Source organism: Paraburkholderia sp. RCC_158 (assembly GCF_041355255.1).
Taxonomy (GTDB): domain Bacteria; phylum Pseudomonadota; class Gammaproteobacteria; order Burkholderiales; family Burkholderiaceae; genus Paraburkholderia; species Paraburkholderia graminis.
Genome location: NZ_JBFUPM010000012.1, coordinates 41,127 through 53,119, shown reverse-complemented (window position 1 = coordinate 53,119; position 11,993 = coordinate 41,127). Strand labels below are relative to the sequence as shown.

Genomic DNA, 11,993 nt, shown 5'->3' with positions numbered 1-11,993 from the left:
ACGTCCTATCGCTTGAGGATCAGCGGCAGCAAGGCCGGAAGCACGATTGTCAGACCGCCGCCAAACGCGAGGGCCACGCCGTAGGGCACGCCGCGTGCACCTGAGAACATCGCGAGCGCTCGCAACGGCCGGGAACGCTGGTCGGAATTCATGTTTCGCGTGGCAAGACTGATCAGGGACACTACCGTCCCGATCACAGAAATCAGAGTCAGGGCCGGCAGTGCGAGACTCAGGCCAACCCACAGAAAAATGACCGAGGCGAGCTTGGCATCGCCGCCGCCTATCATTCTTGCCGCGAACAACGCGGCACAAACAGCAAAGACGCCCAACGCCAGCGCGAGATGCCCGATCACCTGATCGATGCTCATGCGAAGCAGGGCCGCGTCGACGAGAAACAGGGCACCGATTGCCAGCACTACGCGGGTCGGCAGTCGCCGCGAACGAACGTCGGTGACAGCGAGCCAGAGCAGTGCACCCAGTACGGCAAGACGAATGACGAGAGACAGTGCGTGCACGATGGGCTTGGTCGGGAATCGGCTTAGGGCGGGTAGAGGTCCTGGCAGTTGCGCCCGGACCCCGAAGGCAAACGATTAACCCGCTGCGTTGGTAACCTTGGTAAACAGGTTGGTGAAGATGCTGCTGATGCTGCTGCTGAATGTCGTGCTGATCGCCGTCAATGCGACGACGATAATGCCTGCCAGAATCGCGTATTCCATAGCGCTAACGCCACGCTCATCACGAACGAATGCTTTAAGAAGCTTATTCATTTAATTCCCCGAAAACAGTTAGATGGACTCGCCCGGAAATGCTTTGAAGCCCGGTATGGCCAGCCACATCCCTTGCCCCCTCTGTCCGGAGAAAAACCGGGGCGGACATCAAGCCGGGACGGCCGGTAACTGTGCTAACGGCGCGGGAAACGTGAACTTTAATGATCCATCGCGAATTTGTTTGCCCGGTGCCTTTTGTACGGAAATATTTTGAATGGTATCAATTCTGGCAAACGTTTGCGTTACTGCTTTGCCGCGAAAGATCGCGCAACTTCAGGCAATTGAGCTCAGTTGCGGCGGCCAATGGAAGATGGGTAAGAATGGTGTTTCGCTTGCTGCCACATGCTTTGTTTCGAAATTTCAGGCACTCGCGGTTTGGCGCTAGCAATTGCCCAACACCGCCGCGATCGCAGGACATGATCGCAAAATCTCAGCGTCCGTTTAGTTTGGCCGAAGTATCCTTGCGCAAGCGCTAGGGCCGCAGGGCGCCGACCATCCATCGCAGTTCGGTCGGTGAACGAGCGCACGGAGATTCCCGGTCAGTAAAACTATTGCGAGCGCCGTCGGCGGCGCGCTCCAGGCAGTCGCTGGGCAACCTGCGTTCGCTCAAAGGTCGGTGACGCTCCACGGCATCGTTGATATCAGCATCCCCTAGCCGCCTCCGTCGTCGTCGGCGTAGCTAATCAGGCGCACTTTCCAATACAGCTGTCGGTCCAACCGATCTGAATGTAGGTCGATCCGCAGCACCAAGGCAGGAGCAGAAATCATGCGGCTACGTCTGGATGGACCGTCGCGATGATAGGCACGGTATTCAGACGGTAGCAGTTTCAAGCGCGTTCGGAAATTTCTGGCGAGATGAGCTCCGCTGCTCATACCGGCGCGACGCGCAACCTGATCGATCGGCGAATCAGTCTCGAGAAGCAGACGGCAGGCAGTTTGCAGACGAAGGTCAACAAGATAGTCCAACGGCAAGACGCCCATTTCCTGCGGAAACTCGCGAGAGAAACTGCTGCCGCTCATTGCCGCGGCGGCGGCCGCATCACCAGCGGTAATCCGGCGATGACAAACGTCGCGCAGCCAGCGTGCGGCGAGGCGAATATTGTCGGCGGGCAAGGTGCCAGATCTACTGCGGACGAAATCGAGCGCTGCGCGTGAGACGATCGACAGTCACTTTGCAACGCGTTGTCCCGACGATTCGCCAAAGTCACGCTGGATGCGTGTCAAGGCAGCGTTCAGGGCCAATCATCGCCATTCGTCTCTCGATCACGCTCGCTCTACGTTGATCCAGTCCATCGGCTACTGACGCTGCCTACTTTCGTGAACTGCAATTGATTGTTGGCGATGGACGCGTCGCCGTCGAGTATTGTCCGCTTAGGCTGCCGAGATCTCCAGCCGGGAAACAAAAGACGTTTTCTCCCTCATGACTCTCCCCTATACTCGAATTCGCCGCAGCGGCCAGTGCGCTTCCTCACTCTGCTGGCCGGCAGTTCACTACGTTTGGGACGGAACCGCTTTGCCACGCCTCAATCGCGACCAGTTGACTCGCAGATTAGCCGGGCGGCCCCCTTTAAACTGTCATTGATTGTTCGTCTGGTCTATAGAATACAGTTCTGAAGCATTGCGATTGACCGCTTGGGCCCGGGTGTTTTATGAAAAGGTTGACGTGGTACGAGGTAGAGCATTTCGTCCGCTCGCAGTCGCATGAACCGGCGCACAAAATCATCACGCCTGATACGGCTGGAGGATCTCCGCATCAGGAGTGACGGCACTGATCACTTTATGGGTCTCTTCTTTCTGAGGTTCGCATTGGTCGCGGTGACTACGACGCCGGAGTTCATTCGCCAGGTCGAAGAGAGCGGTCTCATTGTGCCGATCGGTGAGTAGATTATTGACCAAGCTTGCATGGACGCCCGCCGGATCTCCCCTGTGTGGCCCGATATCTGTGTCTCGCTGAACGTTTCGCCAGTGCGGTTTTCACGCACCGAGTCGCCGGCCATCATAGCGCGGTCGGTCAAGCATACCGGGCTATCTCGCTGGCTGCTGGGAATAGCGATCGCGGAGAGCGGGCTCATGGAACAGACAACGCTCCCGTTCCTTCATGGTATTCGCGCACTGCGCATCGCTGTGGCTATTGACGATTTCGGCGTCGGCAATTCGAGCCTCGCCTACTTCCGCCGTTTCACGGCGAATACGCTGAAAATCGAGATATCCTTCATCCGTGGTATCGGCCATTCCACGGAGGAGGAAGCGATAGCAAAGGGGATCCTCGGGCGTCGACATACTCTTGCGATGAAAGTCGAGGCTGAAGGCGTCGAGACTCTTGGCAAACGCGATTTCCGCTTGAATCAAAGGTTGCGACGAGATTCAAGGCTACCTTTACGGCCGACCTGTGCCGGCGGCTGACATAAATGAACTGATCCCGGCGATCGAATCTGATGTGCGCTCCCCGCAGGAACCGCTGTCGCGGGCATATTCGAGCCGCCGTGACCAACGCCGGCCCGGCTCACAATGCCCGCAGCCAACAAGAGCCAACATCGTTCTAACACGGATCAAGACCGTCACTTGCGGAAAAATGGAGATCTCAACGGTAGTCCGCAACGCGAGGGTATTCTCGCGCGCGTAAGCGAAAATTTAGGACTAACCGTGCTGTCAGCGTTTCGCATTAGTTCGCCGCCATGTAATAACCGCACAGACGGCGAAAGAAGTCCAGAACACTCCAAGTGACAACATGGCCTCCATGAGGGCGCTGCTGCCACTTCCCAGCAGAAAAATTCGCGTAATTGCGGTACATGCGCCGCCGCATGAGAAGGATGTCGCGAGCCATAGAAATATTTCAAGCGCCGTCCACCCCCTACCGCTGCGGTTTGTTGAGCCTCTTTCTAAACTCCCGTGGCATAGATGCTCCGCGAGTAGTTCCACATAGATCGCGGAGGCTTCTTGTGTGTTGCCGCCAGCGCGGACGAACGCACTACCCCAGATCTCGTCGCGACGCTTTCCGCTTTCGAATTCCCGAACCGCTTCCCCGTATGATTTTTTGGATGCGTCCATAGCGCTTAGTGCTGACCCAATAGGGCCGCCCCTTTGTCGTGCGTGGTTATTTTTTTGTCCATCAACGCGGCCGTGTTTGCTGACCGGCACCGAGAATTATAATCGGAGATTCGTGAATTTCTGAAAGACGTGCATGAACACGACAGCCACCGCGAGCATGTAGACAGTCACAAATTGCCGGCAACAGCACCTGAACTGGCCCCTGACCTTTCCCGCGTCCTGCTGCACGCCGGGCTTCATTCCACCGTAACCGATTTGGCGAGATTGCGAGGCTTATCGACATCGGTTCCCCGTGCCAATGCGGTGTGATATGCGAGCAACTGAAGCGGCACCACATGCAAGATGGGCGACAACACGCCATAGTGCTCCGGCATGCGGATAACATGAATGCCTGGTTCGCTATCGATGCGGGTGTCCGCGTCGGCGAATACATACAGTTCACCACCCCTTGCTTTCACCTCCTGAAGATTCGACTTGAGCTTCTCGAGCAGTGCATCGTTGGGTGCAACGGTGACGACCGGCATTGCATCTGTCACTAGCGCCAATGGTCCGTGCTTAAGCTCGCCGGCCGGATACGCTTCTGCATGAATATACGAGATCTCCTTCAGCTTTAGCGCGCCCTCGAGTGCAATCGGATAGTGCGAGCCTCGCCCAAGAAACAATGCGCTGTGTTTCCCGGAGAACCTCTCGGACAAAGCGATAATTTGCGGCTCCAGCGCAAGAACCGCGTTCAACGCCGCCGGCAAATGACGCAGCTCGCGCAAGTAGCCAGCCTGTCGGGTTGCATCCAGTACCCCACGAACCGCCCCCAAAGTGACGGCGAGGATAAACAGCCCGACCAGTTGCGTGGTAAATGCCTTGGTCGACGCAACGCCAATTTCACGGCCCGCATGCGTATGAAACGAGAGTGAGGTCAACCGCACCATCGCACTTGTCGCGACGTTGCAGATAGACAGTGTGTGCTGATGCCCCTGCGCCTGCGCGTGCTTGAGCGCGGCGAGCGTATCGGCAGTTTCGCCGGACTGCGAGATCACAACCACCAGTGTCCTTGGATTTGGCACTGAGTCGCGGTAGCGGTACTCGCTGGCAATTTCCACTTGCGTCGGAATCTTTGCGACGGATTCGAGCCAATACCTGGCTGTCAGCCCTGAGTAGTAGCTCGTGCCGCAAGCCAGTACCAGCACGCTGTCGATGTCCGCAAACACCGCGGCAGCCTCTTCGCCGAAAAGGGAAGCATCGAGCGTTTCGCCGTGTGGCACCGTATCGCCAATCGCCTGCGGCTGCTCGAAGATTTCCTTGTGCATGAAGTGTCGATACGGCCCAAGTTCGGCGCCGCCTCCGTACGCGGCCACGGTGCGTATCTCGCGCTGCACGTCTGCGCCGTCGCGGCCGACGACCCGCACCCGCTCAAGTGTCAACTCGCACACGTCGCCCTCTTCCAGGAAAATGAAGCGCTCCGTTTCTCCGGCCAACGCGAGCGCATCGGATGCAAGGAAATTCTCGCCCTCTCCCAGGCCGACGACCAGTGGTGAACCTTGCCGCGCACCCACCACTGAATTTGGATGGTCCTTGTGTTCAACCGCGATCGCATACGCGCCGTCCAGTTGCCCCACAGCTTCACGGACTGCCGCGAAGAGGTCGCCGCGATAGAGGCTATGCACGAGGTGCGCGACCACTTCCGTGTCGGTTTGCGAGACGAAAACATAGCCCTTATCACGCAGCATCTCGCGCAGTGACTCATAGTTTTCGATGATGCCGTTGTGCACCAGCGCTAACTCGTCCCTGGAAAAGATTGGATGCGCGTTGTCCGTCACCGGCGCGCCGTGCGTGGCCCACCGTGTATGCGCGATGCCGGTACGCCCCTCGACGTGTGTATCGCGGACCTGCGCATCGAGATCGGAGACGCGCGCCGTGCTACGCGCCCGGCGCAAACCCGCGGGAGTCAGCAGGGCGACGCCGCACGAATCGTAGCCCCGATATTCCAGGCGACGCAGTCCTTCCAAAAGAACGGGGACGATGTTACGTTGCGCAACCGCGCCGACTATGCCGCACATAATTTTGCTTTCCTAATAGATAATGTGTCCGTAGAGGCCAGCGTGCCTTCGGGTTCGGACTGTCCGTCACGCGTAACCAGTCGGATTGCCCGACTGCCAGCGCCAGTGATCTGCGCACATGCGTTCAATGCCGTATTGGGCGCGCCAGCCGAGAAGCCTGTCCGCCGCGGCAGGGTTCGCAAAGCAGCACGCGACGTCGCCAGGACGGCGCCCCACGATTTCATAAGGGACCCGCTTGCCCGATGCCTTTTCGAATGCGCGCACAACATCCAGCACACCATAACCTCGTCCAGTACCGAGATTCACGACGAAGCCCGTATCGCGCCGCGCGAGCGCGTCAAGCGCAGCGAGATGTCCGCGCGCGAGATCGACCACATGAATGTAATCACGCACACCGGTGCCGTCCGGCGTGTCATAGTCGCCGCCGAATACGCGCAGTTTTTCGAGCTTTCCGATCGCCACCTGGGCTACGTACGGCATCAGGTTGCTGGGAATACCGCCCGGGTCTTCGCCGATCAAACCGCTTTCGTGCGCACCGACCGGATTAAAGTAACGCAAGGTGGCAATGCGCCATGACGGATCGGATGCTTCCAGGTCGCGCAGCACCTGCTCGGCGATCAGCTTGGTCTGGCCATAGGGGTTGGTTGCCGACAGGGGAAACGATTCGTCGATCGGCGACGTCTTCGGCACGCCGTAGACCGTCGCGGACGAACTAAACACCAACTGTTTTACACTGCGCTCGCGCATGACCGAGAGCAGCGCGAGCAGACTGCCGATGTTGTTGTCGTAGTACTCGATCGGCCTTGTGACCGATTCCCCCACCGCCTTCAACGCGGCAAAGTGAATCGCTCCTGTAATGGGATGCCAGTCGAAGACGCGTCGCAACGCGCGCTCATCGCGCGAATCGGCTTCGTAAAACATCACGCGCCTGCCGGTGATCTGATCGACGCGCGTTAGCGACGCGCGGTTACTGTTGACCAGATTGTCGACCACGACGACGTCGTAGCCGTAATTCAACAACTCGACGCAGGTGTGCGAGCCAATAAAACCGGCACCGCCGGTGACCAGGATTGTGCCTCTTATCGTCATTCGTCAATCCTTTTTCCTGTTTGTGCAGTGTAAGTCGTGGGACTCGCTCAATGTTGGCGTGCCGACCCGAGGCCCACGCCCGCAAGCGCGCCATCGGTGACGTACGGCACGATCCCGGCCTGGCCGATGCGTGAAGCGGCGCCGGTTCGACAGGCTTCGTCGGCGGGATCGCAATAGTCGATTGCGAGCACCGGCAGTCTGTACCTGTCGCGGATCAACGCCGCCTGGTTGAGCAGCCAGTCACGGTCGCTTTGCGGCACTTCGACATAACGCTGCTTGCCCGCGTCCCAACCGCGATACAAGGATTCGAAGGCGACCATGTAGGCGAGCTCATGAACCTGCGGCAGCACTTCGAAACCCCGGTTGAAGATCAGCCTGGCTTTCGGATAACGGGCCTTGATCGCGCGTATGACCCGGACGAGCCCCGCTTCCTGGGCCGCACGCGCCTCGGGCGTTCTGGCAATGAGTTGATAGGAATCGAGCGTGTCGAGGAAAAAGCCCCGGTAGCCCTTTTTCCACAGCGGCGTGATGACTTCATCCACGAAAAATGCGGGCCATTCGGTCACCGTCTGATCGATCACCTGCGAAGCCCATGCCTCGTTGACGCCGCGCATCCAGGCGGGCGGTATCTGGCTGTAATAGGCGCGCTCGGCATTCACCTCGCCCACGCTGACATAGGCGAACCAGGCGGCATGCTGCTTCGCGTGCGCCCGCGGATTGAACTGCGCATCGGCATCCAGCACCACCACGTCGAACGAGGCCAGATCTTCGACGGGAGGATTCACCCCATAGTAAAGCGCAACCGAAGGCCCCCGGGGCCCCTCGGCCGCTCCCTGCGCATGGCAGACCGAGGCCATCGCGCCCAGCGTCATCATGCGCGCAAATCTGCCGATGAGACGCAGCAGCGCGCGAAGCGCAACACGCCAGTCCTGAACCTGCCCGATCAAACCCGATTGCTCTTTCATCTTGCTGGTGCTCACCCGCGACTCATTCTCACAGCATGTAAGTTTCGTATTCTAGCGAATTGAATTTCCGGTCGAGCGTGATAACGGAGATCACCACCACGACCAGCAGCGCCAGCGCGAATCCGTAGCCATAAAGATCCGGGCCGAGTTTAAGCGTGATGGCGGTGAACAGACCGTTGAGCACGACGAAGCCAGCCGTGAGCTTGAGCACGGAGCGTCGCCCGTCCAGATAGAAAAACACGTTCAGCAAACCTAGCAGTAGCACTTGCAGGCTGGCCGAGATCACGTCCACGATCAGAAGCGGCATGTACAAGGTCGAGATGCCCAGTGCTTCGAGCACGAGATGCCCGAAGGCGAGAATCATCAGCAGCACGACCGCCTGGATCTTCACGATCTCGTACAGCCCTGCCCGGACGCTGCTGACCATCATGTCGCGCATGTCGTTGATGTGGCGCAGGGTGGCGCCGCTGCGCACCGCATCGTAGAAACGGTCATAGTATTCGACGAAGTCCGCCTCGATACGTACGAGAAAGGTCGCCATGCCGGGCATCACGCATACGTATGCAATGAACACGGGAATGTCGTAGATCACCGACGCATGCAGCCGTCCGATCACCTGCGCGCCCGTCTCTGGCGCATACCAGAACATGAACTTGTCGATCCACACACCCAGGTTGAACAGCAATCCCACCAGCGCGAGGCTCGGATACGCAAAGCGTTTTTCCATCACCTCGAACGAAATAAAGCGCGCGCTGCGGTAGTTGCGGTAGATAAGCCCGGACAGACCAGCGAGCAGCACGACATGCCCCGCGACGAAACCACCGAGCAGACCAGACAGTCCATGACGATTGAGCATGAGTGCGAACGCCACCGTGCAACCGTAGCCAAGCGCAAATACATACAGGATTTGCCGGTACTGCTTCACGCTCGACAGGAAAATCACCGCGATCCAGATATTGCTGACAACGACGAGGCCCGCCACCATCAGAAGCCGGTAGATCAGCGGCTCGCCGCGAAAACCGAACGTGACCGCGATCACGCCGAGCAGGCCGGCGACCGACGTGGATACCAGGACGACGCCGTTATAGTTGGAAAGCACGAGGTCGTCGCGCTTTTCGAACAGACGGTCTGAAATAAACCGCGTGAACGATAGTTGCAAAGGCCCGGTCAGGATCAGGCTGCATGCGATCAGATACGTCACCGAGACCTGGAACTGCACGATCGCATACTTGGGTATCACAAACGCCAGGCTCAAAAGACCAATGATCAGGATACCGAATATCGACAGGATAAGCGGGCCCGAGCTGATGAGTCCGGCGTACGCATAGGCGCGCGCAACGCCGGTCAGCGTCTGGTGTTTCAGTATCTTGCGAAGCTCGAAACCGATGCCCGCCATCAGTTCACTCCTTGCGATTGAGCCGGCGTGCCTGCAACGGCGCCATGGTGCACCGGACAGCCGCCGCGGGCCGCGGCCTGGCCGTCGGCATCGCCAGCCCGGGTGGGCGCCGCCGTCAGGCGCTGGTACAGCACGCGGTATTGTTCAATCATCTGTTTCTTCGTATAGAAGCGGCGCACGCGTGCAATGCCGGCTTGCTGCGCGGCTAGCCAGCGCGGCTCGTCGCCGAGCAGTTCGAGCACGGCCTGCGCGAACGCGGCCGGATTGGCGATCGGCACGACACTGCCCGCGAAACCCAGCGCGGCGTCTTCGTCGCCGGAGCCTTCAATCAGCTGGCGGCATGAGCCGACGTCGGTCGTGATCGCGGGCACGCCCGCTGCGAAGCCTTCGAGTACGACGAGCGGCAATGCCTCGCTGATCGAACTCAGCGCTATCACATCCACTTGCGGCAAGATCTCATCGACGCGCCGGAAGCCGAGAAACTTCACGTTTTTCGCAAGCCCGAGGCTTTGCACGAGTGCATGACATTCCAGTGCGTACGACGGGTCTTCCTCCTCCGGACCGACAATCCAGCCCTCGATGTCCGGCATGCTTCGCGACGCGATGAACAGCGCCCGGATGAAAGTCTTGATGTCCTTGATCGGCACCACGCGGCCAATCAGCGCGACCACGTTGCGCGCACGCACGGCGCGCTTTTCGATGAGCGGCGCGAACGCATCGACGTCGACGCCGTTCGGAATGTTGCGCGTGCGCGATGCCTGTGCGCCGTCGGCGATCTGCCGCTGGCGATTGGTCTCGTACAGCGCGACGATGTCGTCAGCGGCGTCGTACGCGAGCTTGCCCAGCGCTTCAAAGAAGCGCACCCACAGCTCGCGGAAATAGCTGATCCGGGAAATGTCGCGCTCGAACGCACCGCGGTTGTCGCGAATCCACTGGCTTTGCAGCAGATCGATCTTGCGTTCCTTGGTATAGATGCCGTGTTCGGACACGAGCAGCGGCCGCCCCGTCCGGTAGTGGGCGAGTGCGCCGAGAAAGCCCGCATAACCGGTGGACACTGTGTGATAGACCCTCGCCGGCGGCAACTGCTGCGCCACGCGCGCCAGTTGCCACAGCGGCTTGTGCATGATCCGCACGGTCCAGAAGTAATCGGTAAACGACGGGTCCGTGCAATACCGGTTGTACTGGTCGACGATAAAGTCCCATGCGGCACGGCTCGACAGGAACTGCTCCTCGCTCAGCGGCGCGTTGTCGCCGATCAGTTGCACCATGTCGGCCATCAGCACACCCGCGTCCGCGGCGCCACGATTGCGCCATGCGTCGTGCAAGGCCGCGGAGCGGGCGAACGCTTCCGCGTCGCCCGGAATCTCACGCGCCAGCTGCGCATCCGCAGGCGCGGCCTCGTACAGATAGTGCGCCTCGAAATGCACGACGTTATCCGGCAGCGCATACGCGGCGCCTTCGTAATCATCTTCGCGGCTACCCACGAATACGATGGAGAACTGCAGTTCGGGATAAGAGCGGATCATTTCGTTGACCCAGCTTGACACGCCGCCGCGCACATACGGGAACGTGCCTTCCAGCAGCAGGCAGACATCGGCTTGCGCGGCGCGGCGCAGCAGTGAAGGTTTCATGTTGACCAGTAACGCGCGACAGGTTTGAGCATGGGCAGCGTCGCGGCATTGCCGAGCGACGCCAGCAGTTCGGACACGCGCGCAAAATCGCCGCGCAGATATTCAACTTCGGCAAGCCATGGGACGAGACGCTCGCGAGGAAAGCCGAGCGCCTGCGCACGCGCCATGTGTGCGGCGGCTTCGTCCGCCGCGCCGTTGGCAAGCGAAAGCCGGCCGCGGATCATCCACAGGGCGGCGTCGCCGTCGTCGATTTCGAGCGCGGCGCAGGCATGGCGGTCGGCCTGCTCGAGCGTATGCCGGTAGACCGCGCCCTGCACGAGGTTCTGATAGATCAATTCGGAATACAGCTCGGCTAGCTGACGATTGATCGCGCGACGTTGCGCATCGGTCGTGGCCGTCTCGAGGCTTTGCTCGCTCTGCAGGATGCGCTGCGTGACTTCGTTCTCCGCCTGATCGAGCGTTCCGTAAGCGATCAGCCGCACGTCTTCCACGGGGTCTGCAAGCAGTTCGCGCAGCAGAGTGCCCGTGGTGCGCGTCGGCATGGACTGAATGGCGACGAGTGCGGACAGCCGGTCGGTCGCGTTGACCTGCGTGTTGACGATACGCGCCTGCAAACGTGCGCCGCCGCCATGCGACACACGCGACATCAGATAAGTAACGAACTCGGGCGCCGGGACGTCGTCCATTGGGTCGCCGCTATTCGCACGCGGCGACCACGCGGCCCACAGACAGCTCGCGAGCACGACAAGCGCGCCGAAGAGCGGCACGAACGTGCATGCCAGCCACAACAGCAGCAAACTCCAGCCGCGCGGCTCACGATAGTGCAACGGCAGAAGCGCGCGGCAAAACAGCGCCTGCAAGGCCGCGCCGACCAGATTGATGGCGACGACCGGCAACAGCGGATCGAAACCTGTCTGTGTCCCCGCGATGCGCCAGATCAGCGCGTACTGCACGATGCCCCCGAGCACGAGGCCGACAGCGGCGGCCGCTGCTGCGATAGCACGATGCGTGGACGAGGCGCGGCGGTTGGTCTTTACGGACAT

General features: G+C 60.0%; 10 protein-coding genes. 1 reads left to right on the top strand and 9 read right to left on the bottom strand.

The genetic code is table 11. The annotated features are described in order from the left end of the window. Positions 1-5: 5 nt before the first annotated feature. The 3 genes from AB6809_RS22335 to AB6809_RS22325 form a co-directional block, all read right to left on the bottom strand. On the bottom strand, positions 6-515 hold the full coding sequence (locus tag AB6809_RS22335; RefSeq protein ID WP_371027199.1) for a prepilin peptidase: 510 nt from the start codon (positions 513-515) through the stop codon (positions 6-8). 75 nt (positions 516-590) lie between these two features. Continuing rightward, positions 591-767: a Flp family type IVb pilin gene (locus AB6809_RS22330; protein WP_371027198.1), complete on the bottom strand. Its 177-nt coding sequence runs from the start codon at positions 765-767 to the stop codon at positions 591-593. A 651-nt stretch (positions 768-1,418) separates the two neighbouring features. Continuing rightward, positions 1,419-1,880 carry a helix-turn-helix domain-containing protein gene (locus AB6809_RS22325; RefSeq protein ID WP_371027197.1) on the bottom strand — a complete coding sequence of 154 codons (462 nt, stop codon included), beginning with the start codon at positions 1,878-1,880 and terminating at the stop codon, positions 1,419-1,421. 771 nt (positions 1,881-2,651) lie between these two features. On the opposite strand from AB6809_RS22325, the gene AB6809_RS22320 reads away from it, so the two are divergent. Beyond that, positions 2,652-3,170 carry an EAL domain-containing protein gene (locus tag AB6809_RS22320; protein ID WP_371027287.1) on the top strand — a complete coding sequence of 173 codons (519 nt, stop codon included), beginning with the start codon at positions 2,652-2,654 and terminating at the stop codon, positions 3,168-3,170. A gap of 881 nt (positions 3,171-4,051) precedes the next feature. On the opposite strand, the gene glmS is transcribed toward AB6809_RS22320, so the two are convergent. The 6 genes from glmS to AB6809_RS22290 all read right to left on the bottom strand — a co-directional run bounded on the left by glmS (position 4,052) and on the right by AB6809_RS22290 (position 11,993). Continuing rightward, positions 4,052-5,869, bottom strand: coding sequence for a glutamine--fructose-6-phosphate transaminase (isomerizing) (glmS, locus tag AB6809_RS22315; RefSeq protein ID WP_371027196.1), 1,818 nt, complete (start codon positions 5,867-5,869; stop codon positions 4,052-4,054). A gap of 66 nt (positions 5,870-5,935) precedes the next feature. After that, positions 5,936-6,958 (bottom strand): UDP-glucose 4-epimerase GalE, encoded by a 1,023-nt coding sequence (gene galE / locus AB6809_RS22310; protein WP_371027195.1) that lies wholly within the window; start codon positions 6,956-6,958, stop codon positions 5,936-5,938. 47 nt (positions 6,959-7,005) lie between these two features. Beyond that, positions 7,006-7,938 carry an endo alpha-1,4 polygalactosaminidase gene (locus AB6809_RS22305; protein ID WP_371027194.1) on the bottom strand — a complete coding sequence of 311 codons (933 nt, stop codon included), beginning with the start codon at positions 7,936-7,938 and terminating at the stop codon, positions 7,006-7,008. Positions 7,939-7,951: 13 nt separating this feature from the next. Beyond that, entirely contained in the window at positions 7,952-9,319 is a 1,368-nt protein-coding gene (pelG, locus tag AB6809_RS22300) for an exopolysaccharide Pel transporter PelG (protein WP_371027193.1), read from the bottom strand. After that, entirely contained in the window at positions 9,319-10,950 is a 1,632-nt protein-coding gene (pelF, locus tag AB6809_RS22295) for a GT4 family glycosyltransferase PelF (protein ID WP_371027192.1), read from the bottom strand. Before pelF ends, pelG begins: the two co-directional genes overlap by 1 nt. After that, positions 10,947-11,993, bottom strand: a complete 1,047-nt coding sequence (locus tag AB6809_RS22290; RefSeq protein ID WP_371027191.1) for a hypothetical protein — start codon at positions 11,991-11,993, stop codon at positions 10,947-10,949. Before AB6809_RS22290 ends, pelF begins: the two co-directional genes overlap by 4 nt.